We start from the raw sequence: 25,537 nt of genomic DNA on the forward strand, positions 1-25,537 counted from the left end.
ACAATGACCTATATCAGTGCAATTTTACCCACTTTCCCAGAAAAACGGTTCATACCTGCATAAAGCTGTGCCAAGACTTTGGACAAATCTGCTGAACCGATGAGGGGGTCGCGATGAATATTCATGAATATCAGGCCAAGGCGCTGCTGCGCCAATTTGGCGCGCCGGTCAGTGACGGCCGCGTGGTGATGAAGGCCGACGAAGCCAAATCCGCTGCGGGCGAGTTGGACGGTCCGCTTTGGGTGGTGAAAGCGCAGATCCATGCCGGTGGCCGTGGCAAGGGCTCGTTCAAAGAGGCGGCGGCAGGCGACAAGGGCGGCGTGCGGCTGGCCAAATCGGTTGCCGAGGCCGAAGAACTGACCCGCCAGATGCTGGGTCGCACCCTGGTCACGCATCAGACCGGCCCCTCGGGCAAGCAGGTCAACCGCATCTATATCGAGGATGGCTCGGATATCGAGCGTGAGCTTTACCTCGCCCTGCTGGTCGATCGCGGCACCTCGCGCGTCAGCTTTGTCGCCTCGACCGAAGGCGGCATGGATATCGAGGAAGTCGCCGCAAGCACCCCCGACAAGATCGTCAGCTTCAGCGTCGACCCGGCCTCGGGCCTGTCGGATTTCCATGGCCGCCGCGTGGCCTTCGCCCTTGGCCTGAAGGGCGCGCAGGTCAAGCAATGCGTGGCACTGATCCGCAACCTGTATCGCATGTTCATCGAGAAGGACATGGAGATGCTGGAGATCAACCCGCTGATCGTGACAAAGGACGGCAACCTGAAATGCCTCGACGCCAAGATGGGCTTCGACAACAACGCGCTTTACCGCCACTCGGACATCATCGCGCTACGCGACGAGACCGAGGAAGATCCAAAGGAACTGGCGGCGTCGAAATTTGACCTTAACTATATCGCGCTGGATGGCGAAATCGGCTGCATGGTGAACGGCGCCGGCCTGGCGATGGCCACGATGGACATCATCAAGCTGTTCGGTGCCGAGCCCGCCAACTTCCTCGATGTCGGCGGCGGCGCAACCACCGAGAAGGTGACCGAGGCGTTCAAGATCATCACATCCGACCAGAACGTCAAAGGCATCCTGGTCAATATCTTTGGCGGCATCATGCGCTGCGACATCATCGCCGAGGGCATCGTGACCGCCGTGAAAGAGGTTGGGTTGCAGGTGCCACTGGTCGTGCGCCTGGAAGGCACCAATGTCGACAAGGGTAAGCAGATCATTAACGAAAGCGGTCTGAACGTGATCGCCGCCGATGACCTCAAGGACGGAGCCGAAAAGATCGTGAAGGCGGTGAAGGGGTGACCCTCTGCCCACGAACTCAACGAAACTCTCGTAAATTCGGAGACGCCACGAAATGGCCATTCTCGTAGACAAAACCACCAAAGTCATCTGCCAGGGCCTGACCGGTTCCCAGGGCACTTTCCATACCGAACAGGCGATTGCATATGGCACGCAAATGGTCGGCGGCGTGACGCCCGGCAAGGGCGGGACCGAGCATCTTGACCTGCCGGTATTCAACTCCGTGCATGAGGCCGTCGCGAAAACCGGCGCCACTGCCACCGCGATCTATGTGCCGCCGCCTTTCGCCGCCGATTCGATCCTCGAGGCGATAGATGCCGAGATCCCGTTGATCGTCGCGATCACCGAGGGTATCCCGGTGCTCGACATGATGCGGGTCAAGCGCGCGCTTGAAGGCAGCACCTCGAAACTGATCGGCCCGAACTGCCCCGGCATCATGACGCCCGATGAATGCAAGATCGGCATCATGCCCGGCAATATCTTCAAGCGCGGCTCGGTCGGCGTGGTTTCGCGCTCGGGCACGCTGACCTACGAGGCTGTCAAGCAGACCTCGGATGTCGGCCTTGGGCAGTCCAGCGCCGTGGGCATCGGCGGCGATCCGATCAAGGGGATGGAGCATATCGACGTGCTGCAAATGTTCCTCGATGACGACGAAACCGAGTCGATCATCATGATCGGCGAAATCGGCGGCAGCGCCGAGGAAGATGCCGCCGAATTCCTGGCCGAACAGAAGAAGAAGGGCAAATGGAAGCCCACCGCCGGTTTCATTGCCGGCCGCACCGCGCCTCCGGGCCGCCGCATGGGTCATGCCGGCGCGATCGTTTCGGGCGGCAAGGGTGATGCCGAATCAAAGATCGAGGCGATGAAAAGCGCCGGGATCGTGGTCGCCGACAGCCCCGCCGGGCTGGGCGAGGCCGTTTTGAAGGCCATCGGAAGCTGATGAATTGACAGCCCGTGCCCCCCACTTGAGTATGGGGGCACGGGGCAACCACCGCGCGAGGCAAGACGTGGACGAACAGGGACCAGAGGCCCGGCAAAAAAAGCCCGCAGAAATGCGTTCGACGAGGCGTTCCTCCTCGGTTGCTCCACTCTCGTTTGCCGCGCTGTTGACGCTGACCGCCTGCGGCGGCAAGCCCACCGATCTTGTGCTGCCTGGCGGCGTTCCCGCCCGGACCGATCTGCACGAGGCCAGCACCCTACCATCCGATTCAGTCCGCACCGTCTCCCGCCGCGATTATGGCTGGCGGCTGATCTACCATCCTGCCCGCGCCCCGGCCTCTGCCGATCAGGGTGCGGCGCGGGCGCTTTGCGGGCTGGAAAGCCGTTCGGTCTCTCGTATCGAGCGTATACCCCGCACCGACCCCTATGCCGATCCCGGCGCCGCCATGATCGATATTTACTGTGCCTGACAACTTTTTCTTCTGCCCTGAACCGGGGATGAGCCATGAATGACCAGCCAAACAACTCTGATTTCCACGATTCCTCGTTTCTTCAAGGCCATAACGCGGCCTATATAGAACAGCTTTACGGTCAATGGGCCAAGGATCCGGCCGCGGTCGACCAGGCCTGGGACACTTTCTTCCGCACTCTCGGCGATGCCGAAGGGGACGCGGTGCGGGAAGCCGAAGGACCGTCATGGGCGCGCGCCGATTGGCCGCCCATGCCGACCGACGACAACACCGCCGCTTTGACCGGCGAATGGCCGATGGCCCCCAAGGCCGAGGCAGATGCAGCGATGAAAAAGATCGCCGCCAAGGCCAAGGAAAAGGGCGTCGATCTGACCGAAACCCAGATGCGTCAGGCGGTGCTGGACTCGATCCGCGCGCTGATGCTGATCCGCGCCTATCGGATTCGTGGCCACCTGCACGCCGACCTGGACCCGCTTAACCTGCGCAGCGTTCCCGATCATGGCGAACTGAAAGCCGCCACCTATGGTTTTGGTCCCGATGACCTGGACCGTCCGATCTTCATCGACAATGTCCTCGGCCTCGAAGTCGCCACGATCCGCCAGATTGCCGAGTTGATGAAGCGCACCTATTGCGGCACTTTCGCGCTGCAATACATGCATATCTCGAATCCCGAGGAAGCTTCTTGGCTGAAAGAGCGGATCGAGGGCTATGGAAAGGAAATCCAGTTCACCAAGAATGGCCGCCGCGCCATCCTCAACAAGCTGGTCGAGGCAGAGGGCTTCGAGAAATTCCTGCATGTCAAATATATGGGCACCAAGCGCTTCGGCCTTGACGGCGGCGAGGCACTGATCCCCGCGATGGAGCAGATCATCAAGCGCGGCGGAGCACTGGGCGTAAAGGAAATCGTCTTCGGCATGCCCCACCGCGGACGGCTTTCGGTTCTGGCCAATGTGCTGTCGAAGCCCTATCGCGCGATCTTCCACGAGTTCCAGGGCGGCAGCTTCAAGCCCGAGGATGTGGATGGTTCGGGCGACGTGAAATACCATCTCGGCGCTTCCTCGGACCGCGAGTTCGACGGCAACACGGTTCATCTGTCGCTGACCGCCAATCCCAGCCATCTGGAAGCGGTGAATCCGGTCGTGCTGGGCAAGGCCCGCGCCAAGGGCGATCAGCTGAAGGACAGCCCCGAGCGAACGGCCGTGCTGCCGATCCTCTTGCACGGCGACGCGGCTTTCGCCGGTCAGGGCGTCGTTGCGGAATGTCTGCAATTGTCGGGCATTCGCGGCCATCGCACGGGCGGCACGATCCATATTGTCGTGAACAACCAGATCGGTTTCACGACCGCCCCGCATTTCAGCCGCACATCGCCCTATCCGACCGATATCGCGATGATGGTCGAGGCGCCGATTTTCCACGTCAATGGCGACGACCCCGAAGCGGTCGTTCATGCCGCGCGCGTGGCAACAGAATTCCGGCAGAAATTCCACAAGGATGTGGTGCTCGACATCATCTGCTATCGCCGCTTCGGACATAACGAAGGCGACGAGCCGATGTTCACCAACCCGGCGATGTATACCAAGATCAAGTCGCACAAGACGACGCTGCAGGTTTATACTGACCGGCTGGTCGCCGACGGGCTGATCCCCGAGGGCGAGATCGACGATATGAAGGCTGCCTTCCAGGCGCATCTGAACGAAGAGTTCGAAATCGGCAAGAATTACAAACCGAACAAGGCCGATTGGCTGGACGGCAAGTGGTCCGGGTTCGAGCGTGAAGGCGCGGAATATGTTCCGGGTCAAACCGGTATCCCGCCCGAGATGATGACGCAGATCGGCCGTGCTTTGACCACCCCTCCCGATGGGGTGAGCCTGCACAAGACAGTAAACCGTTTGCTGCAGGCGAAGAAAACGATGTTCGAAACCGGTAAAGGCTTCGATTGGGCCACGGGCGAGGCGATTGCCTTCGGCTCATTGCTGGCCGAAGGTCACGGTGTGCGCCTGGCCGGTCAGGACAGTGCTCGCGGCACCTTCAGTCAGCGCCACTCGGCCCTTATCGATCAGAAAACCGAAGAGCGGTATTTCCCGCTGAACAACATATCCCAGAATCAGGCCCGCTACGAGGTCATCGACTCGATGCTGTCGGAATATGCGGTTCTCGGCTTCGAATATGGCTATACGCTGGCCGAGCCCAATTCCCTGGTCATGTGGGAAGCGCAGTTCGGCGATTTCGCCAATGGTGCCCAGATCATGTTCGACCAGTTCATTTCCTCGGGCGAAAAGAAGTGGCTGCGCATGTCCGGGCTGGTCATGCTACTGCCCCATGGCTACGAGGGTCAGGGCCCCGAACACAGCTCGGCCCGGCTCGAACGGTTCCTGCAAATGAGTGCAGAGGACAACTGGATCGTCGCCAATTGCACGACTCCGGCGAATTACTTCCATATCCTGCGCCGTCAGATCCATCGCGACTTCCGCAAGCCGCTGGTCCTGATGACTCCGAAATCACTTCTGCGCCACCCGCTGGCGGTCAGCAAGGCAGAGGATTTCCAGACCGGTTCCACCTTCCACCGCGTGCTGTGGGACGATGCCGAGGAAGGAAATTCCGACACCAAGCTGGTTGCGGACGACAAGATCCGCCGCGTCGTCGTCTGTTCGGGAAAGGTCTATTTCGACCTGCTCAAGGCGCGCGACGAAGCAGGGCTCACCGATGTCTACCTGCTGCGACTGGAACAGCTTTACCCCTTCCCCGCGCAGGCGATGGTGAAGGAACTGGGCCGCTTCAAACAGGCCGAAGTCGTCTGGTGTCAGGAAGAGCCCAAGAACCAGGGCGGCTGGACATTTGTCGAGCCCTATATCGAATGGGTGCTGGAACGTTTGGGCGCCAAACACGGTCGCGCCCGTTATGTCGGGCGCAATGCCGCTGCCTCGCCCGCGACCGGCCTCGCCTCGCGTCACAAGTCTGAACAAGAAGCGCTGGTAAATGAAGCGCTCACTATCGAAGGATGATCCGATGACCATCGAAGTTCGTGTTCCCGCCCTGGGCGAATCCGTTACCGAGGCGACCATCGCCACCTGGTTCAAGAAACCCGGCGACGCCGTCGCGGTCGATGAAATGCTGTGCGAACTGGAAACCGACAAGGTAACCGTCGAAGTTCCCAGCCCCGCCGCCGGTGTTCTGGCCGAAATCGTCGCCGCCGAGGGCGAAACCGTCGGCCCTTCGGCCTTGCTGGCACAAATCACGGAAGGCGCCTCCGAAGGTGGCGGTGCAGCGAAGGCTGACGCACCCAAGGCGAAGGCAGCAGACGGCAATGGGCAAGACGGCGATGCTCCATCAGCCGCACCTGCCAAGACCGGCGCCTCGGTCGATGTGATGGTACCCGCGCTTGGCGAAAGCGTGACCGAGGCAACCGTCGCCACCTGGTTCAAGCAGATCGGCGACAATGTCTCTGCAGACGAAATGCTGTGCGAGTTGGAAACCGACAAGGTCTCGGTCGAAGTTCCCGCGCCTGCCGCCGGTGTGCTGGCCGAGATCCTGGCGCCGGAAGGAACCACCGTGGACGCCAAGGCCAAACTGGCAATCATCACCGAAGGCGCTGCAGGCGCCGCCCCTGCCCCGGCCGCCCAGCAAGCCAGCGCCCCGGCCAGCGCTTCGGGCTCAGGCAAGGATGTCGAAGATGCGCCTTCGGCCAAGAAAGCCATGGCCGAAAAAGGGATCAGCCGCGATCAGGTGCAGGGTTCGGGCCGTGATGGCCGGGTCATGAAAGAAGATGTCGCATCCGCCGCATCTGCACCGAAAGCCACGGCGAGCGCCGCACGGGCGCCCTCGCCCGCTCAGGATGCGGCGCGCGAGGAACGGGTCAAGATGACCCGCTTGCGCCAGACCATCGCCCGCCGACTGAAGGACGCGCAGAACACCGCCGCGATGCTGACCACCTATAATGAGGCCGACATGTCCGGCATCATGCAGCTTCGCAGCGAATACAAGGACGCCTTCGAAAAGAAGCACAAGGTCAAGTTGGGTTTCATGTCCTTCTTCGCAAAGGCCTGCTGTCACGCCCTGAAGGAAGTGCCCGAGGTCAATGCCGAGATCGACGGCACGGAAGTGATTTACAAGAACTACGTCAATATGGGCGTGGCCGTCGGCACTCCGTCGGGCCTGGTCGTTCCGGTCGTGCGCGACACCGACCGCAAGAGCTTTGCCGAAATCGAGAAGGAGATCGGCGAGCTTGGCGCCAAGGGCCGCGATGGCAAGCTGAGCATGGCCGACATGCAGGGCGGCACATTCACCATCTCGAATGGTGGGGTCTACGGTTCGCTGATGTCCTCGCCGATCCTGAACCCGCCGCAATCGGGCATTCTGGGCATGCACAAGATCCAGGAACGTCCGATGGTCGTGGGAGGCGAGATCGTCATTCGTCCGATGATGTATCTGGCGCTGTCCTATGACCACCGGATCGTCGATGGGAAAGGCGCCGTGACCTTCCTCGTCCGTGTCAAGGAGGCGCTGGAGGATCCGCGCCGCCTGCTGATGGATCTGTAATTCAACGACCGGTCGGGACGGGCTTCATGCCCCGTCCCGCCAGCGAGGTATCCATGTCCGCGAAGACGCAATCCAACCCCGGCACAACGGCAGAACAATCCGCGCCAGCGCAAGCGGAGACCCGCAACTGGATTGCCGTTGTCAGCCGCGATCACGCCCTGGAAAGCGTCGAGAGCGGTTTCTCGATGCTGGACCATGGCAAGCTGGGTCCACTTTTGCGCCTGACACCGGGCGACTGGCTGATCTACTACTCGCCGCGGACCATGCCGACGGGCGGCGAGGTTCTGAAAGCCTTCACCGCAATCGGCACCGTGAAAGATGCCGAGCCCTATCAGATCAAGATGCATGGCGGGGCAATGGGCTTTCGCCGCGATATCGACTGGCTCGACGCAACCGAGGCGCAGCTTGCCGAATTGACGCAGACGCTGGATTTTACGCGGGGAAGCTGGGGAATGCTGGCCCGGCGCGGACTTTTCGAAATCACCGATGCGGATCGTCATGTGATCCGCGCCGCCATGACGGGGAAATGACCCATGCAACTGCTCGCCCATTACCGGATCGGCGATTATGCCACATTCAAGCCCGCCTTCGATGCCGATGCCGAGGATCGCAGTCATAACGGTTTGTCGCTGCTACAGCTTTGGCGCGAGGATGAGGCGAATATATGGGCTCTGTTCAACGTCACGAATGCGAAGGCGGCGAAAGATTATCTCGACGGCGCGGCAGGCGTGTTCAATTCACAGGCGGGAGTGACCGGCACCAGTTTCCATTTCGTCGAGACCGTCTGACATGAGCACGGAATTGACGGTATTGGCCCTTTCCGGACTGCTGCAGGGCTTGCAATTCGCAGGCTTCTCAATCGCCGCGAACCGGCAGATCGGCCCGAAACTTGCAATGGGGCCCCGCGATAACGTCCCTGCCCTCACGGGGGTGGCTGGCCGGTTGCACCGGGCATTGAACAACCATTTCGAAGGGTTGATCCTCTTCACCCTCGCCGTGGTCGTGGTGACGGCAGGACAGCAGGGTTCGGCGCTTACGGCGGCCTGTGCCTGGGTCTACCTGCTTGCAAGAATCCTCTATGTGCCCGCCTATTTGCTGGGCTGGGTGCCGTGGCGCTCGCTCATCTGGGCGGTCGGGTTTGCGGCAACGATGCTGATGATACTGGCGGCGCTTTTCTGATGCGGCGCTTTGAATGAATATATCTGCGGTCTACAGACCGCATGGTCCGAAGGACAGAAGGAGTGTGTGATGTCCACCTATGATCTGATCGTGATCGGCGCTGGTCCCGGCGGCTATGTCTGCGCCATCCGTGCCGCCCAGCTCGGCCTCAAGGTCGCCTGTGTCGAAGGGCGCGAGACGCTTGGCGGCACCTGCCTGAATGTCGGCTGCATTCCGTCCAAGGCGCTGCTGCACGCCAGCCATATGCTGCATGAAGCCCACGAGAATTTCGAGCGTATGGGCCTGACCGGCGGCAAGGTCAAAACCGACTGGACCAAGATGCAGGGCTACAAGGCCGAAACGGTGTCGGGCAATACCAAGGGCATCGAGTTCCTGTTCAAGAAGAACAAGATCGACTGGCTCAAGGGCTGGGCCAGCATCGAGGGGCCCGGCAAGGTCAAGATCGACGACACCCTGCACGAAACAAAGAATATCGTCATCGCGACCGGCTCGGTTCCCTCTGCGCTGAAGGGGGTAGAGGTCGATAACGATGCCGGCGTGGTCGTCGACTCGACCGGTGCGCTGTCGCTGCCGAAGATCCCTAAATCCATGGTCGTGATCGGCGCCGGTGTCATCGGGCTGGAACTCGGCTCGGTCTATGCCCGTCTCGGCACCGCGGTGACGGTGGTGGAATATCTCGACGTCATCACCCCCGGCATGGACGCCGAGGTACAGAAACAATTCCAGAAGACCCTGACCAAGCAGGGCCTCAAATTCGTTCTCGGCGCAGCGGTCAAGGGGGCAGAGGTTGCCAAGAGCAAGGCGAAACTCACCTATGCGCTGAAAAAGGATGACAGCGAACATGCGTTGGAGGCCGACTGCGTTCTCGTCGCCACTGGCCGGCGCCCGCAGGTCGATGGGTTGGGCCTGGACAAGATCGGCATCGAGATGACCGATCGCGGCTTCGTCAAGATCGATCAGCACTGGGCCACGAATGTGAAGGGTGTCTATGCCATCGGCGATTGTGTCCCCGGCCCGATGCTGGCGCATAAGGCCGAAGACGAGGGAATGGCGGTGGCCGAGACCATCGCCGGCAAGCATGGACACGTGAATTACGACGTCATTCCCGGCGTGATCTACACCACCCCCGAGGTGGCGAATGTCGGTCTGACCGAAGAGGCCGCGAAGGAAAACGGCCACAAGGTCAAGATCGGCAAGTTCCCCTTCATGGGCAATGCCCGCGCCAAGGCGATGATGCAGCCGGACGGCTTCGTCAAACTGATCGCCGATGCCGAAACCGACCGCATCCTGGGCTGTCATATCGTCGGCCCCAATGCCGGAGAGATGATCCACGAGGTCTGCGTGGCCATGGAATTCGGCGCTTCGGCCGAGGATCTGGCGCTGACCTGTCACGCCCATCCAACCACCTCCGAGGCGGTTCGCGAAGCCGCCCTGGCCTGTGGCGACGGGGCAATCCATGTCTGACGAAACGTGGGAGGCATCACCTCCTCCCTCGTCCTCCACCCGGAAGCCGCTCTCCGCCGGAAAGGTCGGGCGACGCGCTCTGCTGGCCGGGTCTCTGGCACTGGTGGCTTGCGGACGGAAATCGCAGAAACCGGCTGAAAGGTCCGATCACTCGGGCCTCCACCCCAACGAGACACCCTATCTGCGCTCTCGCATCAATTATTGGGCGGCGCATTACGGTGTCCCGGCATCATTGGTCCAACGGGTCATCATCCGCGAATCCACACACCGGCCCGGCGCGCGCAACGGCCCCTATTACGGGCTGATGCAGATCCTGCCGCAGACGGCGCGAACGATGGGCTATCGCGGCCCTGCCAGCGGGCTACTCGATGCCGACACCAACCTCAAATACGCGGTAAAATACCTGCGCGGCGCCTATCTGGTTGCCAATGGCAACCATGACAAGGCGGTCATGTGGTATGCGCGGGGCTATTATTACGAGGCCAAACGCAAGGGCCTTCTGAAAGAAACCGGACTGCGGAGCTGACACGGACAGGCTTCTTTTTTGTCCAAATACCTTCGGGGATGAATTGCACCGCAAGTGCAAGAGGGGGCGCGAGCGCCCCCTCTACTCCGCGCCGTCAGGCGCAAATCTCGTCGCGCCCGGCAAGGGCGCGTCCACCGGCTCGCCGGATCAGGCTCCCTTATAGATATCGACAAGCTTCTGCAGCATGTCCAGCGCATCCTCGCGCGACCGCTGGAAGCTGTTGCGGCCGATGATCGAACCGTTGCCGCCGCCGTCGCGGATTGCGCGCGCATCGTCATAGACCGCATCCGCGCCCTTCGCCGCACCGCCCGAGAACACCACGATCCGGCGCCCGGCAAAGGAGGATTGCATGCAATGCTCAACCCGCTTGGCCTGGGTCGAGATATCGATCTTCTGCGCCTCATAGACCTTCTTGGCCTCGCCGAGTTCCAGGTGATCGGTGGACAGCTTGATCTTGATGATATGCGCTCCCAACAGCGCCGCCATCTGGGCGGCATAGGCAGCGATGTCGATGGCCGTCTCGCCATCCTTCGAGACCGCCTCGCCACGCGGATAGGACCAGATCACCGTGGCGACACCCTTGGCGGCGGCTTCGCGGCGCATCTCCTTGATTTCCTCGAACATGTCCAACGCCATGTCCGAGCCCGGATAGATGGTAAAGCCGATGGCCGCGCAACCAAGGCGCAACGCGTCGTCGACGCTGCCAGTCAGCGCCTGGTTCTTGCCCGCCGTTCCCGACATCAGGCTGTTGGCGCTGTTCAGCTTGAGGATCGTGGGGATCTGGCCCGCAAAACTGTCGGCCCCGGCCTCGATCATGCCCAGAGGGGCGGCAAAGGCGTTCAGCCCGGCATCGATGGCAAGCTGGTAATGGTAATGCGGATCATATCCCGCCGGGTTGGGCGCGAATGAACGTGCAGGCCCATGTTCGAACCCCTGATCGACCGGAAGAATGATCATCTTGCCGGTGCCAGCCAGCTTGCCCGTCATCAGCATACGCGCAAGCTGTGCCTTAACACCCGGCGTTTCTCCTTCGTAATTGGCAAGAATGCGGCGCACCGTGTCGGTCATCATCATAAAAATGCTCCTGTCATGATTGCGGGCTGCATAGCATGCGGGCCGGGACAGACAATCTTGTTTTCGCTAACATTTTTCTGATAACGCGCGCAGATTTGTCGATAGCGGCAACTTTCTGCCACAGGGGAAACCGCCCCCGCGCGGGCTCGCCTCATTTCGGCAGGAAAATGCCGTCAACTCCCATCATCTATCGAAACAAGGGAGAAGCCGCATGAAGAAAGGGCGGCCATGCCGCCCCTTCGCGTCGAGTATATTCCCGTGGATTCAGGAAGCTGCGGCGTGAAGCGCTGCGACACCCGGCAAGTCCTTACCTTCCATCCACTCAAGGAAAGCGCCTCCGGCCGTCGAGATGAAGGTGAAATCCTCGGCAACCCCGGCCTTGTTCAGCGCTGCCACGGTGTCGCCACCGCCCGCAACCGAAATCAGCGTGCCTTCGCGCGTGGCCTCCGCCGCCGCTTGGGCTGCGGCATTGGTCGCGCGGTCGAAAGGCTCGATCTCGAACGCACCGAGCGGGCCATTCCAGATCAATGTGCGGCAATTCGCAAAGATGTCGCGGATTTCCGCCACCGTATCCGGCCCGGCATCGAGAATCATCGCATCCGCCGGGCATTGATCGACCGGCAGGATCTCGCTCTCGGCCCCCGCCTTGAACTCCCGCGCCACGACGATATCCACCGGCAGGTGAATGGTGCAGCCACCTGCCTCGGCCTTTTCGATGATCTCTAGGGCCGTATCGGCCATGTCACGTTCAGCCAGCGATTTGCCGGTCTCGACGCCCTTAGCGACCAGGAAAGTATTGGCCATCCCGCCGCCGATGATCAGGTGATCCACCTTCTCGATCAGGTTGGACAGCAGGTCCAGCTTGGTCGAGACCTTGGCCCCGCCGACCACTGCCGCAACCGGGCGTTGCGGATTGCCAAGCGCCGCATCCAGCGCCTTCAGCTCGGCCTCCATCAGCCGCCCTGCCCCGGCATCCAGCAGCCGCGCCAGCCCCTCGGTCGAGGCATGGGCGCGATGCGCAGCCGAGAATGCGTCGTTGATATAAGCCCCGCCCAACGCGGCCAGCGATGCGGCGAAGATCTGATCGTTCTTCTCTTCCCCTTCGTGGAAGCGGGTATTTTCCAGCAAGGCGACGTCACCCGGTTCCAACGCGGCGACCACCCGCTTGGCCGGCCCTCCGATGCAGTCATCGGCGAAAGCCACCTTCTGGCCCAGTGCCGCCTCCAGCGCGGGGAGGACCTGCTTCAGGCTCATGCTGTCCACGCGCTTGCCCTTGGGGCGGGCGAAATGGGCCAGCAGCACCGGGATGCCGCCCTTGGCCTGCACATCCTTTACCGTGGGCACGATCTTGTCGATGCGGGTGGCGTCCGTGACCCGGCCCTGATCGACCGGCACGTTCAGGTCCACGCGGATGAGAACGGCCTTCCCGTCCAGGTCCATGTCGTCGATGGTTTTGAATTCGGCCATATCGCGTCCCTTTATGCAGGCTGTGAGGCGTTACATGGCTTGTCCCGCATGATGGCGATGGCGTCAACTGGCGCAAAGACTGACGGGATTGTCAGTGATTGCCGCGTTGCCCTTGGCGCGACATCCGCCTAGACCTTGGATCAGACAGGCATAGGAGGGCCTCATGGCCGATATCAAGGATCCCGAGAACACCATCATCATCGAATTGAAGGACGGCCCTGTCGTGGTCGAGCTTCTGCCCGATGTCGCTCCGAAACATGTCGAGCGCATGAAGGAACTGGCGCGGGCGGGCAAATACGACAATGTCGCCTTTCATCGCGTCATCGACGGCTTCATGGCCCAGACCGGCGATGTGGCCAATGCGAACATGGAAAGCGGCTATAACCCCGGACGCGCCGGCACCGGCGGCTCGGACCTGCCGGACCTGCCAGCGGAATTCTCGAAACTGCCGCATGACCGCGGCACCATTGGCGCGGCGCGCTCGCAGAATCCCAACAGCGCAAACAGCCAGTTCTTCATCAGCTTCAATGACAACCATTTCCTGAATGGCCAGTATACTGTTTATGGTCGCGTGATTTCGGGGATGGAACATGTCGACAAGATCACTCGCGGCGAGCCGCCCGCGCAGCCCGACCGGATGATCTCGGTGAAGGTGGCCGCCGATGCATAAGGTCGTCCTGCTTTCCACCGCCCTAACATTCGCCGCAACTGCCGCGCTGGCCGAAGGGTTGCCTGGCGTCAGTGACGGACCCGGCCCCAATATGGTGATCGAGGTCGCCTCGGCCGATGGCACCTCCAAGGGCACGATCACGCTGGACCTCTATGAGGACAAGGCGCCCAACCATGTCGCAAGGCTGGTCGAGCTGGCCGAATCCGGCGCCTATGACGGCGTCGTGTTCCACCGCGTCATCGACGGCTTCATGGCCCAGACCGGCGATGTGGAGCATGGCAAGCAGGATGGCGACACGTCGAGGGCTGGCATGGGCGGCTCGGAGTTGCCCGACCTCGAGGCGGAGTTCAACGATGTCTCGTTCCAGCAAGGCACGGTCGGCATGGCGCGCTCTCAGAACCCGAACAGCGCAAACAGCCAGTTCTTCATCGATCTTGCCCCGGCGACCTTCCTTGACGGGGAATATACCGTGGTCGGACAACTGGTCGATGGCTGGGACGTTCTGAACAACGTGAAGAAGGGCGATTCCGACGCCAATGGCGCCGTCGAAGAACCCGACTACATGGCCAAGGTCTCTATCGAGGAATGAGCTGGTCGATTTCCACTAAAATGACGCAAAGGGGGGCATGTCCCCCCTTTTCGCACTTGCGGCATGACGACCCGCGCGCCTATCCTCTGCCTCCATGGATATGCAGAACGCCAATCTCCTGACCCAAATCGCGCCATCGGCAAAGATCGATCGCGCCTCTCATGGCTGGCGCGCGAAATGCCTGCAGCGTCTGGTCAGAATGGCATTGCCGGTCCCGGACAGTTTTGCCCTGCCGACCGCGACCGTGCAGGCAATTGCCGCGGGACAGGAAATCGATCTGCAGCCGCTGAGCGAATTGTTCTCCCTGGGCGACGGGCTGGTCAGCGTGCGGCCCTCGGCCATGAATCCGGAATGGGGCGGACCGGGAACGGTTCTGAATGTGGGCATCAATGATGTCAGCCATGCCCGGTTGTCCGACCGGATCGGACGCGAGAATGCCGACGCGATCTACCTGTCCTTCGTTCAAAGCTACGCCATTCATATCGCCCGCCTGGATCCCGACATGTTCGCGCAGGAAGGCGGGGGCGCGCTGTCCGACGCTTTGCGCGCCTATCGCGACGAGATGGACGAACCCTTCCCTCAGGACCCCGAGCGGCAGCTGGCGGGGGTCCTTCGTTCGATGGCACGTGCATGGGAGGGGCCGACCGCGCGCCTGTTGCGACAGGCCAAAGGGGCACCGGCGGAAGCGCCTTTGGGCCTTGTGGTCCAGCAGATGCGGCTGGCCCTGGGACCCGGCCTCTGCGGTTCTGGCACGATCCAGTTCATTGACCCGATCACCGGGCAGCCTCGTGTCACTGGCCGTTTTCGCGGCCAGCGGCATGGCGAAACGGAGGGCGCAGGCGCAGAAACGCTCTTCCTGACCCGCGACGAACGAGGATCGTCGCTTGAGGATGTTGCCCCGGAAATCTTCGCCGATCTGGTCCGTTTCGGCGTCGCCGCACGTGAAAGACTGCGCGAAGAGATGCAGATCGAATTCATGGTGACCAACGGCGAAATCTCGGTCATCGACGCGGTCAAGGTGCAGCGCAGTTCACGGGCCGGTGTCCGGATCGCGGTGGCCCTGGCCCGCGATGGCATCATCCAGCCCGAAGAGGCGGTGATGCGGGTCGAACCGCGCGCATTGATCGACCTTCTCCACCACCAGGTCGATCCGCGCGGCGAGCGTGACGTGATCACCAGCGGCATCAATGCCAGCCCGGGCGCCGCGACCGGAAAGATCGTGTTCTCCGCCGCCGCCGCCCAGGCCTCGGCCGCCCGTGGCGAAGCCTGCATCCTCGTCCGGCGCGAAACATTGCCCGACGATATCCGCGGCATGCACGCCTCAGTCGGCGTGCTGACGGGACGTGGCGGGATGAGCAGCCATGCAGCGGTAATCGCGCGCGGACTGGGCCTGCCCTGCATCGTCGGTGCTTCGAATATCAGCATTGACCTGCGCAGCAGAACCCTGCTCGCCGGAAAGCGCAGCCTCAAGGAAGGCGACGAAATCACCATCGACGGCACCACGGGCGAGGTCCTGGCAGGCGCCGCCGCCATGCTGGAACCGGCCTTGGACGACGCGTTCACCCAGTTGCTGGAATGGGCGGATGACGCCAGCCGGATGGTTGTACGCGCCAATGCCGACACGCCCGAAGAGGCTCACACCGCCCGCAAATTCAACGCGCAAGGCATCGGTCTGTGCCGCACCGAGCACATGTTTTTCGAAACCGATAGTCTGCCCGCCATGCGCGAGATGATCTTTGCCGACAGCCCCGAAGACCGGAAACTGGCGCTGGATCGGATTCTGCCGATGCAACGCAAGGATTTCATCGACCTGTTCGAGATCATGGCCGGGCTGCCCGTCACGATTCGCCTGTTCGATCCGCCGCTGCATGAATTCCTGCCGCATGACCGCGCGGGCCTGCGTGAACTGGCCGAATCCCTGGACCTGCCGCTTTCGGATGTCACGCGGCGGGTAGATGCGTTGACGGAATTCAACCCGATGCTGGGCATGCGCGGCGTACGCCTCGGCATCGCCATTCCCGAGATCTACGAGATGCAGGCCCGCGCGATTTTCGAGGCGACGGTCGAGTCCAACCGCAAGGGCAAACCCGTGGTTCCCGAGATCATGATCCCGCTGGTATCGGCCATGCGCGAGGTCGAGCTGGTGCAAAATCGCGTCGATGCGGTGGCCGCCGCCGTACGCAACGACCGCCAGACGGATTTCACCTATCGGCTCGGCGTCATGGTCGAAACCCCTCGGGCAGCGCTGCGGGCTGGCGACATTGCCGCGCATTCCGCCTTTCTGTCGTTCGGAACCAACGACCTGACACAGATGGCCTACGGCCTGTCCCGCGACGACGCGGGCCGCTTCATGAACATCTATGTCCAGCAAGGCATCTACGCGGAAGACCCTTTCCACATCCTCGACCAGGACGGCGTCGGGGAACTGCTTCTGATTGGCGCCGAACGGGCCCGTATCGAGCGCCCCGAGATTACCATTGCCGTCTGCGGAGAGCATGGCGGCAATCCCGAATCCATCGCCTTCTGCCACGAGGCGGGATTTGACTATATCTCCTGCTCACCATTCCGCGTGCCCATCGCGCGACTTGCGGCGGCACAGGCAGCGATCCGCTCGCCCGCAGATTAGATAGCTGGATCGATTCGCTTTCGATCCAGCTTCTTTCGTATCGCGCGCGCCAGAAATAGTTCCGAACCGGCCATATTTCAGGGGCGATTTCGCCGAATCTCGCCATCCCGGCACGAGTGTGTCGGCAAAATATCGCCCATTCTGCACCGCAGCATGGGTTATTCGGTTATGACGCCGATGTGATGTGGAACTGTCAAGAGCCAAAATACTAAGCATCAGGCGATTTTGGTAACCACCTGCTCGCGGTCGCCGCCTACGTCACCCGCTCAATGGGTAAAATAAAATATTAGGACTGCCTATGCCTAAGCTGCTTCACCGGCTGATGCAGATCTGTGTCGCTGTCGCCCTGCCTGCTGCCCCGGTCGCCGCTTCCGACGGAAGTGGTATGCTCTTTTCTCCCAACCTAGAGCCCTATGGGAGCATTGCGCTGCCCATGGAAATGCCCCGTTCCAAGCCGCTCCTCTATGCCGGTATCGATGTCGCTGCTTCGATTGTTGGCGGCCCGGAAGAAATGTATCTCGCCCATTCGACGCCGCGCTATTCGGCAACCGAACTGCAATGCCTCGCCGAGGCGCTGTATTTCGAATCCCGAGGTGAAGGCCGGCAAGGACAGGCTGCCGTTGCAGAAGTGATCCTGAACCGGGTTGAAAGCCGCGTGTTCCCCTCGACGGTTTGCACCGTGGTGAATCAGCCGATGCAGTTCAGCTATACGATCGGCGGACGCAAGACGATCCGCAACAAGAGCGCTTATCAGCGTGTTCTCAAGGTGGCCAAGGACGCGCTGCAAGGTGCGCCTCGGGTTCTGACCAACGGGGCCACATATTTCCACACTCCTTCGGTTCGGCCCGCATGGTCGCATCGTTTCCAGCGCACCGCGCGGATTGGCCAGCATATCTTCTATCGCGGACAGCACCGGGTCGCATCCAACTGAATTCCGCTTCGGCGCGCTCAGGATTAACTTGCGTAGAAGTCCGTTTTGCGGTGAATGGCGGTTATGGAAATTCGTGACCGCATCCACCTGCGCGACCATGTGGTCGCCGCCGATATCGGCGCCTTTCAGTCCGAGCGGGGCAACCCGCAGCGACTGCGCTTTAACCTGACGGTCGAGCTGCGCGACCTGGCCGCGAGTCGGGACGATCAGGTCGACAGCATATTGTCTTACGATGTCCTCACGCAGGCGGTCGCGGTCGCGCTGGCCGATCAGCGATATAACCTGGTCGAGACCCTGGCGGAAAAGATCGCCGCCGAAATCCTCGCCCATCCCGCGGCCCTGCGGGTAGAGGTCAGTGTCGAGAAGCTGGACCGTGGTCCGGGCGCGTTGGGAATCACGATCAGCCGCAATCTCGGCCAGGTCCCCGCCGAGAAGACAGACCTGCCCGCGACGGTGATGTTCTGGGCCGCTCCGGCTGCCGTGCCGGATGGGGCGGTGATCATCGTACCAGACAGGCCAGGCCTGCCCCTGCCCGAGGGGGGCGATGCCCAAAGGATCGCGCTTCTGGCACTGGATCAGGCCGCATGGGCCCTGGCGGGCAAGCTGGGGCTGGAAGTGGCCCAAAGCCGGACCGAGCTGGATGACGCGATCAGGGCCACCCGCCCGGTGATCTGGGCACCGGCACGGCTGGCCGTCGATATAGACGGCATCGGGGCAGAGCCCATGGTTCTGGCGGGATGGCTTGCGGATCGTGTTGGCGCAAGGGAGATCGAGGTGGCGCTGCCTGATGGCACTGCGCTGCCGGATGCGCCGCATGGCTGCCGCGCCAGAATCTCCCGCGCTGCAAAACCGAAGAACTGAAATTGTCCGTAATGGAAGAAACCCACCGCCATTATTATCGCCCCATCCCCCAGCCTTCAGGTGGCCGCTGGCGCTTGGCTGGCGGTTGGGTCGGATTTTCGCAGATCGAGATCCTCGCACGCGGCCAGTCTCCGCGCATCTGCGACGAGGTCCCGCAAGAGGTCCTGCAGCGCCTCACCGCGGCGCGGCCACCGCTGCTGGGGCTTTCGCTCGATCGCCCGCGCCTGATGGGCATAATCAACGCCACGCCCGACAGTTTCTCTGATGGCGGCAGCTACGACCCGCTCAGGCAAGGCGAGGCGCTGATCGCGGCGGGGGCGGATATCCTCGATATCGGCGGAGAATCGACCCGGCCCGGCGCAAGGGAAATCCCGGTTCCCGAGGAAATCGCCCGTATAGAACCGGTCATCCGCGCGCTGGCGAAACGGGTGCCAATGTCAGTCGACACCCGCAAGGCAGCGGTCGCAAATGCGGCGCTGGACGCGGGGGCGGTGATGGTCAATGACGTCTCTGGCTTCGATTTCGATCCGGAACTGGCGCAACTGGTCGCCGAAACCTCGGTGCCGGTCTGCCTGATGCATGCGCAGGGCAAGCCCGAAACCATGCAGGACGACCCCCGCTATGACGATGTTCTGCTGGATGTCTATGACGCGCTCGAGGCGCGGGTGGCGCGGGCCGAGGCGGCAGGCATTCCGCGCGCGCGCATCTTCATCGACCCGGGAATCGGCTTCGGCAAGACGCAGGATCACAACCTGGCGCTGCTGAGGCGGATATCCTTGTATCACGGGCTGGGCTGTCCGATTCTTCTGGGGCTTTCCCGCAAGCGGTTCATCGGCGCAATCAGCGGTGCGGAACGCCCTGCGGACCGCATGCCCGGAACTCTCGCCCTGACATTGGCGGCGCTGGCGCAGGGGATACAGCTCCACCGCGTCCATGATGTCGCCGAAATTGCGCAGGGCATGCGGCTGTGGCAAGCACTCGCACAAAATGATGAGGCAGGAAAATGAGCGGAAAGCTTTTCGGAACCGATGGCGTGCGCGGTCGCGCCAACACCCACCCGATGACCGCCGAGATGGCACTGCGGCTTGGAGCTGCCGCGGGGCGGTTCTTTCGCCGCGACAAGCGCAACGGGCACCGGGTGGTCATCGGCAAGGATACGCGGCTTTCGGGTTACATGCTGGAGAATGCCCTGACAGCAGGGCTGACCTCGACCGGCATGAATGTCCTGCTGCTTGGCCCCGTGCCGACACCCGCAGTGGGATATCTGACCCGCTCGATGCGTGCCGATCTGGGGATCATGATCTCGGCCAGTCACAACCCGGCGCAGGATAACGGCATCAAGTTCTTCGGGCCGGACGGTTTCAAACTGTCCGACGAGGCCGAGGCCGAGATCGAGAAGATCGTGGCGGCCGAGATCGTGCCCGCGCAGCCCAACAATATCGGCCGCGCCAAGCGGATCGACGACGGTCGCGGGCGTTACGTGGAATATGCCAAGACGACCTTTCCCGGCGGGCAGCGGCTGAACGGCTTCAAGGTGGTGGTCGATTGCGCGCATGGCGCGGCCTATCGCGCCGCTCCCGAGGTCCTGTGGGAACTGGGCGCCGATGTGATCCCGCTTGGGGTAGAGCCCAACGGTTTCAATATCAATGACGGCGTCGGCAGCACCCATCCAGAAGCCTGCGCCGAGGCCGTGGTCCGGCATGGCGCGCATCTGGGCATCACCCTGGATGGCGATGCCGACCGGGTGCAGATCGTCGACGAAAAGGGCAAGCTGGCCGATGGCGACCAGATCATGGCCTTGCTGGCCTCGCGTTGGGCGGCGCAGGGACGGCTGCGGGGCGGTGCGCTGGTCGCCACGGTGATGTCCAACCTGGGGTTGGAGCATTTCCTGGCGGGGCACGGGCTGCAGCTTGAACGGACCCGCGTCGGCGACCGCTACGTGGTCGAGCGGATGCGCGAGGCGGGCTATAACCTGGGGGGCGAACAATCGGGTCATATCGTGATGACCGATTACGCGACGACCGGGGACGGGCTGATCGCGGCACTGCAATTCCTTGCGGCCATGGCCAATTGCGACGATCCGGCCAGCCGCCTCGTATCGCAATTCGAGCCGGTGCCGCAACTGCTGAAGAATGTGCGCTATGCCGAGGGGAGCGATCCGCTGGCAGCTGCGGCGGTGCAATCGGTCATCGCGGCCGCAGAGGCGAGACTGGGCGGTTCGGGCCGGGTGCTGATACGCAAGTCCGGAACCGAGCCGCTGATCCGGGTCATGGCCGAGGCTCAGGACGAAATCGTGCTGCACGAGGTGGTCGACGGAATCGTCGAGGCGGTCGAAAAGGCGGCCTGAGCCGGATTGTCGGAGTTGGAAAAGCGCTATGCGACAGGCGTTGCGCTTGTTGCGTCCCGCGATAGCTGGGGGCGTACGCCGCCCCCAGACCCCCTGCGGGATATTTGCATGAAGAGGAATACTAGAACGTGATCGCGACCGAGTCGTAATCGTAGAGCCAGTCGAAGCGGCCAAGCAGGTGCCCCGGCGCGAAACGGTGGGCCAAGCGCAGCGCCGTATGAGCCGCGAAACGGAGCGGGCCGGTCAGGTGATAATTGCGGGCATTCGCATTCGCGGCGGCAACGATACCTTCCACCCTTGACCGGCGGAGGCTATCGAAGCGGTTGAGCGCCGTTGGCTGGTCGGGCCCTGCGTCGAGGCATGCCGCCAGGATCCAGGCATCCTCGATCGCCATGGCCGCCCCTTGCGCCATGAAAGGCAATGTCGGATGGGCGGCATCACCTATCAGAACGCAGCGCCCATCCTGCCAGCGCCTGGCGACGTCATGGCGGAACAATCCCCAGATATGAGTTTCCGTCACGGCATCCAGCCATTCCGGCACCGGTCCGCCAAATGCGGCGAAAGCCCTGCGCAGGTGATCGGGATCGTCCTCGTGCGACCAGCCCTCCTCTTGCCATTCATGCCGCTCCTGCACGGCGACCAGGTTGCGCAGCCCCCCGACCAGCGGATAGCTGACAAGATGGCGGCCCGGTCCCATGAAGACCTGTGCCTCTGGCGGCGCGCCAGTGGCATCGGGAATGACCGCGCGCCATGCCGTCTGATGCGTGAAGAAGGGCACCTCACGGCCGTTCAACGCGGTCCGGATCGCGCTGCGTAAACCGTCGGCACCGATGATCAGACCTCCCTCCGGTGGCGTCGCGACCTCCTGGCTCAGCCGAATCTCCACGCCGGCAGAGCGGGCGGAAGCGGCCAGCAATTCGATCAGCCTTGCGCGATGAACCAGGCGAAAATCGTCATCTGGCCGGTGACGCAACAGATCGAGCTTCGCCACCTGTGCACCGGAGGTATCGCGCAACTGCACAGCATTGCTGCGCAAGGAAATGCCGCGCAAAGCCTCGCCCAGCCCCAGTGCATCGATCACCCGCATCGCGTTGGGTGACAATTGCAGCCCCGCCCCAAGCTCGCGAATGGCCGGCGCGCGTTCCAGAACCGTGACCCTGGCATCTCGCCGTGCCAATGCGATGGCCGCGGTCAGACCAGCCACACCGGCACCGACGATGGTCACGGGGCGATCCCGCAATGCGCCACTCATGCAGAATGCTCGGCCGACGCGATCTGGCGGAACTGGGCAAGCGCATCCTTCGGCAGCCCGGCGGCGCGCAGAACCTCCGCCGCGAAGGTCACGGGGGCGGTGCCGGGGGCAGTAATAATCCCATCATCGCCAACGGCATGGGCAACATCGCTGTAATCAGCCGCCGCAGTATAGTCAGGCAGCCTGTCGCGCAGGAAATCCAGCCCGTTCGACGTGTGCCTACGCCCCTCCAGCAGCCCTGCCCGCGCCAATGCGAGCGTCGCCCCGCAAATCGCCGCGACGGTCTGGCCCCGGTCATGAGCGGCACGCAGCATATCGCCCAGATCCGGCGCGTCCTCACCGCTCCAGCCATCGCTGCCGCAAAGCACGATCACCTCGTCACCCTGCAACTGGATATCCGGCAGGCCGGTCACGGTCAGACCACCCATCGAGATCACGTCTCCGCCGCCGGGGGTCGCGTGGCAGGTCTGCAGACCATAAAAATCCCCGCCGATTCCCGAAATCAGCGGGGTTTCCCAATCGGCGAACCGGTCGATCAGCACGATCAGAACCGGCTTCAACGCGGTCATGTCCATCTGCACCCTCCTTTTGAAGCGACGGGGGCAGCCTTATGCCCCGGTCAATCGTCGCGATGCACGCGCTCGCGCCGCTCATGACGCTCTTGCGCCTCCAGCGTCATGGTGGCGATCGGACGGGCATCCAGACGCTTCAGGCTGATCGGCTCGCCGGTTATTTCGCAGTAACCGTATTCGCCCGTCTCGATCCGGCGCAACGCGGCGTCGATCTTGCTGACCAGTTTGCGCTGACGGTCGCGGGTGCGAAGCTCCAGCGCGCGATCGGTTTCCTCGCTGGCGCGATCCGCCAGATCCGGCACGCTGCGGGCACTGTATTGCAACCCTTCAAGCGTTTCGGCCGACTGATCCAGCAATTCCTGCTTCCAGGCCTCCAGCTTCCGGCGGAAATATTCCAACTGCCGGTCATTCATGAATGCTTCGTCTTCAGCGGGGCGGTAATCCTGGGGAAGGAAGGTTTGGGCTTTCATAGGTCCTCCGGCGGCGCCGGGCGGAACATAAATCCGGCACCTTGGGCGCCCCATTACCGGAAGCCGCAGAGGTTGTCACTAGCCCAATATTCGCTATTTGACCGTATGAACAAATCGTAACACAGCGCATGCACGCCAATAACGAGAGTCAGAAAATGATTTTCGCGCAAAAGGAGAGCCTCATGCAATTCACCGGGACAGAGCGCTATGTAGCACCGCCCGAGCTCGCAATCGCCGTCAACGCCGCCGTCACGCTGGAGCGTCCGCTGCTGGTCAAGGGCGAACCCGGCACCGGCAAGACCGAACTGGCCCGGCAAGTAGCGGGAAGCCTGAACCTTCCCATCATCGAATGGCATGTGAAATCAACGACAAAGGCCCAGCAAGGCCTGTATGAATACGATGCGGTCAGCCGATTGCGCGACAGCCAGCTTGGGGATGAGCGCGTCCATGACGTCGCCAATTACATCCGCCGGGGCAAGTTGTGGCAAGCCTTCGAGGCCGAGCAGAAAACCGTGCTGCTGATCGATGAGGTCGACAAGGCCGATATCGAGTTCCCGAACGATCTGCTGCAGGAACTCGACCGGATGGAGTTTCATGTGTACGAAACCGGCCAGACGATCCGCGCCAGGCACCGGCCCGTGGTCATCATTACCTCCAACAACGAGAAGGAACTGCCCGACGCCTTCCTGCGCCGCTGTTTCTTTCACTATATCCAGTTCCCCGATGCCGAAACGCTGCGCGCCATCGTCGATGTGCACTATCCGGGACTGAAACCGCGCCTGCTGGACGAAGCGCTCGGCCAGTTCTTCGAGCTGCGCGAGGCACCGGGGCTGAAGAAAAAACCTTCGACCAGCGAGCTTCTGGACTGGCTCAAGCTGATCCTGGCCGAGGATTTGTCCCCCGAGGATCTGAAGCGCGATGCCGGTGAGATGCTGCCCAAACTGCATGGCGCCCTTTTGAAGAACGAACAGGATGTCGCGCTGTTCGAAAAGCTTGCCTTCATGGCACGACGGCAGAGATGATCCTGCGCGGTCGCAAGGCCGCACAGTTTCCGGACCGGACATGAAAAAGGGGGCGTAACCGCCCCCTCCTTTTTATCTTCATGAATTCGATCAGTTAGATGCGGGAGCGTCTTCCGGCGCTGGTTCGACTTCGACATCTGCTTCCCCGGCTGCCTCGGCATCGGTTTCGGCCTGCTCGTCAGGGGCGGCATCCGTTTCCATCGCCGGATCGGCCTCGCCCGCGTCATCTGCCGGCGCGGCCTGATCTTCGGCACCGCCGTCATCCTGCATCCCGCCATGTCCGCCACGCTTGCCCCCATGCGGACCGCACGCTTTGCCCCCCTTTTCGCCGCGCAGCGCATAGTCGATCTGCACCTGCGCCGAAACCGAGAGTTCGCCCGCCTCGACCGGCGTCGACGCATCCCTGGCCGCCTCGGCGCGCATCATCATCGGGCGCGGCCCATCCGCAACCGGCGCGTCGCGCATCACGATCACCGGACCGAGGCTGAGCCCCGCGGCTTCCGCCAGGATCTCGGCCTTGTGGCGAGCATCCTCGACGGCGGCGCGGCGGGCTTCATCCTCGGTTGCGCCCGCATCCTCGCGCTTGAAGTTGATGCCGTTGATCTGGTTCGCCCCGGCCGCGACGATGGCATCCAGAACCTCACCCAGTTTCTCCACCTCGGCGACACGCACCGAAACCATGTTGGTCGCCTCGTAGCCATTGATGGTCGGCGCACCGTTCTCGGGATATTCCATTCTCGGCTGCAGGTTCAGGCCCGAGGTCTGGATATCCCCTGCCGCGATGCCCGCATCTTTCAGGGCTTCGATCACGGCAGTTTGCTGTTCGGCATTCTGCTCCATCGCCGCCGCCGCGCTGTCCGCCTGCGAGGTCACGCCGAGCCGGATTTCCGCGAGGTCGGGCGCGATCCGCGCTTCGCCCTGCCCGGTCACGGTCAGGCGCGACATCATCATGCCGCCCCGCGCCCCGCAGCCATGATGCCCCTGCTTCATGCCTCCTTCATGGCCGCTGCCGGGCGATGCGAGGGCAGTCGTTGCGAATGTCAGGGCAAGGCCGGCCGTTACGGCCATCAGGGCATTGCCCAAACGGGGAGAATACAGAGTCATCCGATTTTCCTTCTTCTTCGGGTATCAGTCAGCGGAGTAACGCCGATCAAGGCGGTTTCGTTCATCGAAAAGCGTTCACAGATGCGCCAGTTTCGCTTTTCTCACACTACAAATTGGGGTAGTTCATGCTAGAC

The 25,537-nt window shown here is 62.3% G+C and carries 24 protein-coding genes; 18 read left to right on the top strand and 6 right to left on the bottom strand.

What is annotated here, in order from left to right; all coding sequences use genetic code 11:
* The first annotated feature begins 113 nt into the window (after positions 1–113).
* From sucC to JHX88_RS13645, 10 genes are all read left to right on the top strand, one after another.
* Positions 114–1,307, top strand: a complete 1,194-nt coding sequence (gene sucC / locus JHX88_RS13600) for an ADP-forming succinate--CoA ligase subunit beta (protein ID WP_076523482.1) — start codon at positions 114–116, stop codon at positions 1,305–1,307.
* Positions 1,308–1,359: 52 nt separating this feature from the next.
* A complete protein-coding gene (sucD, locus tag JHX88_RS13605) occupies positions 1,360–2,244 on the top strand; it encodes a succinate--CoA ligase subunit alpha (protein ID WP_076523484.1) in 885 nt (294 codons plus the stop codon).
* 67 nt (positions 2,245–2,311) lie between these two features.
* Complete coding sequence (locus JHX88_RS13610; protein WP_176011396.1) at positions 2,312–2,713, top strand: hypothetical protein; 402 nt, start codon at positions 2,312–2,314, stop codon at positions 2,711–2,713.
* A gap of 35 nt (positions 2,714–2,748) precedes the next feature.
* Entirely contained in the window at positions 2,749–5,715 is a 2,967-nt protein-coding gene (locus JHX88_RS13615) for a 2-oxoglutarate dehydrogenase E1 component (protein ID WP_076523488.1), read from the top strand.
* A 4-nt stretch (positions 5,716–5,719) separates the two neighbouring features.
* Entirely contained in the window at positions 5,720–7,249 is a 1,530-nt protein-coding gene (gene odhB / locus JHX88_RS13620) for a 2-oxoglutarate dehydrogenase complex dihydrolipoyllysine-residue succinyltransferase (protein WP_076523490.1), read from the top strand.
* Between the two features lie 53 nt (positions 7,250–7,302).
* Positions 7,303–7,779 (top strand): EVE domain-containing protein, encoded by a 477-nt coding sequence (locus JHX88_RS13625; protein ID WP_141225751.1) that lies wholly within the window; start codon positions 7,303–7,305, stop codon positions 7,777–7,779.
* Positions 7,780–7,782: 3 nt separating this feature from the next.
* A complete protein-coding gene (locus JHX88_RS13630; RefSeq protein ID WP_076523492.1) occupies positions 7,783–8,037 on the top strand; it encodes a hypothetical protein in 255 nt (84 codons plus the stop codon).
* Position 8,038: 1 nt separating this feature from the next.
* The gene (locus JHX88_RS13635) at positions 8,039–8,428 is read left to right on the top strand and encodes an MAPEG family protein (protein ID WP_076523494.1); all 390 of its coding nucleotides are present in this window, start codon (positions 8,039–8,041) and stop codon (positions 8,426–8,428) included.
* Positions 8,429–8,497: 69 nt separating this feature from the next.
* Positions 8,498–9,892, top strand: coding sequence for a dihydrolipoyl dehydrogenase (gene lpdA, locus JHX88_RS13640; RefSeq protein ID WP_076523496.1), 1,395 nt, complete (start codon positions 8,498–8,500; stop codon positions 9,890–9,892).
* The gene (locus tag JHX88_RS13645; RefSeq protein WP_084202855.1) at positions 9,885–10,418 is read left to right on the top strand and encodes a lytic transglycosylase domain-containing protein; all 534 of its coding nucleotides are present in this window, start codon (positions 9,885–9,887) and stop codon (positions 10,416–10,418) included. Before lpdA ends, JHX88_RS13645 begins: the two co-directional genes overlap by 8 nt.
* A gap of 147 nt (positions 10,419–10,565) precedes the next feature.
* On the opposite strand, the gene JHX88_RS13650 is transcribed toward JHX88_RS13645, so the two are convergent.
* Positions 10,566–11,492, bottom strand: a complete 927-nt coding sequence (locus tag JHX88_RS13650; RefSeq protein WP_076523498.1) for a class I fructose-bisphosphate aldolase — start codon at positions 11,490–11,492, stop codon at positions 10,566–10,568.
* A gap of 264 nt (positions 11,493–11,756) precedes the next feature.
* Complete coding sequence (locus tag JHX88_RS13655) at positions 11,757–12,959, bottom strand: phosphoglycerate kinase (RefSeq protein WP_076523500.1); 1,203 nt, start codon at positions 12,957–12,959, stop codon at positions 11,757–11,759.
* A gap of 163 nt (positions 12,960–13,122) precedes the next feature.
* On the opposite strand from JHX88_RS13655, the gene JHX88_RS13660 reads away from it, so the two are divergent.
* The 7 genes from JHX88_RS13660 to glmM all read left to right on the top strand — a co-directional run bounded on the left by JHX88_RS13660 (position 13,123) and on the right by glmM (position 20,983).
* Positions 13,123–13,629, top strand: coding sequence for a peptidylprolyl isomerase (locus tag JHX88_RS13660; protein ID WP_076523502.1), 507 nt, complete (start codon positions 13,123–13,125; stop codon positions 13,627–13,629).
* Positions 13,622–14,218, top strand: a complete 597-nt coding sequence (locus JHX88_RS13665; protein WP_076523504.1) for a peptidylprolyl isomerase — start codon at positions 13,622–13,624, stop codon at positions 14,216–14,218. The genes JHX88_RS13660 and JHX88_RS13665 overlap by 8 nt, the downstream gene beginning before the upstream one ends.
* Before the next feature lie 94 nt (positions 14,219–14,312).
* Entirely contained in the window at positions 14,313–16,844 is a 2,532-nt protein-coding gene (locus JHX88_RS13670) for a putative PEP-binding protein (protein ID WP_141225752.1), read from the top strand.
* A gap of 298 nt (positions 16,845–17,142) precedes the next feature.
* Positions 17,143–17,775, top strand: coding sequence for a cell wall hydrolase (locus JHX88_RS13675; RefSeq protein ID WP_076523506.1), 633 nt, complete (start codon positions 17,143–17,145; stop codon positions 17,773–17,775).
* A 63-nt stretch (positions 17,776–17,838) separates the two neighbouring features.
* A complete protein-coding gene (locus JHX88_RS13680) occupies positions 17,839–18,636 on the top strand; it encodes a dihydroneopterin aldolase (RefSeq protein ID WP_076523508.1) in 798 nt (265 codons plus the stop codon).
* Between the two features lie 11 nt (positions 18,637–18,647).
* Positions 18,648–19,643: a dihydropteroate synthase gene (folP, locus tag JHX88_RS13685; protein ID WP_084202857.1), complete on the top strand. Its 996-nt coding sequence runs from the start codon at positions 18,648–18,650 to the stop codon at positions 19,641–19,643.
* On the top strand, positions 19,640–20,983 hold the full coding sequence (gene glmM, locus JHX88_RS13690; RefSeq protein WP_076523510.1) for a phosphoglucosamine mutase: 1,344 nt from the start codon (positions 19,640–19,642) through the stop codon (positions 20,981–20,983). Before folP ends, glmM begins: the two co-directional genes overlap by 4 nt.
* A 121-nt stretch (positions 20,984–21,104) precedes the next feature.
* On the opposite strand, the gene JHX88_RS13695 is transcribed toward glmM, so the two are convergent.
* Genes JHX88_RS13695 through dksA form a run of 3 tightly spaced genes read right to left on the bottom strand, consistent with a single transcriptional unit; the run spans position 21,105 to position 23,277 of the window.
* A complete protein-coding gene (locus JHX88_RS13695; RefSeq protein WP_076523512.1) occupies positions 21,105–22,235 on the bottom strand; it encodes an FAD-dependent oxidoreductase in 1,131 nt (376 codons plus the stop codon).
* Positions 22,232–22,810 (bottom strand): DJ-1/PfpI family protein, encoded by a 579-nt coding sequence (locus JHX88_RS13700; RefSeq protein ID WP_076523514.1) that lies wholly within the window; start codon positions 22,808–22,810, stop codon positions 22,232–22,234. Before JHX88_RS13700 ends, JHX88_RS13695 begins: the two co-directional genes overlap by 4 nt.
* 44 nt (positions 22,811–22,854) lie before the next feature.
* Entirely contained in the window at positions 22,855–23,277 is a 423-nt protein-coding gene (gene dksA, locus JHX88_RS13705) for an RNA polymerase-binding protein DksA (RefSeq protein WP_076523516.1), read from the bottom strand.
* A 182-nt stretch (positions 23,278–23,459) separates the two neighbouring features.
* Here dksA and JHX88_RS13710 point away from each other — a divergent pair, with 182 nt between their 5' ends.
* Positions 23,460–24,299, top strand: coding sequence for an AAA family ATPase (locus tag JHX88_RS13710; RefSeq protein ID WP_076523518.1), 840 nt, complete (start codon positions 23,460–23,462; stop codon positions 24,297–24,299).
* Between the two features lie 90 nt (positions 24,300–24,389).
* Here the strand turns inward: JHX88_RS13710 and JHX88_RS13715 are convergent, their stop codons facing one another.
* Positions 24,390–25,403 carry an SIMPL domain-containing protein gene (locus tag JHX88_RS13715; protein WP_076523520.1) on the bottom strand — a complete coding sequence of 338 codons (1,014 nt, stop codon included), beginning with the start codon at positions 25,401–25,403 and terminating at the stop codon, positions 24,390–24,392.
* Positions 25,404–25,537 lie beyond the last annotated feature (134 nt).

The sequence above is a fragment of the Paracoccus saliphilus genome (assembly GCF_028553805.1).
Taxonomy (GTDB): Bacteria; Pseudomonadota; Alphaproteobacteria; order Rhodobacterales; family Rhodobacteraceae; genus Paracoccus; species Paracoccus saliphilus.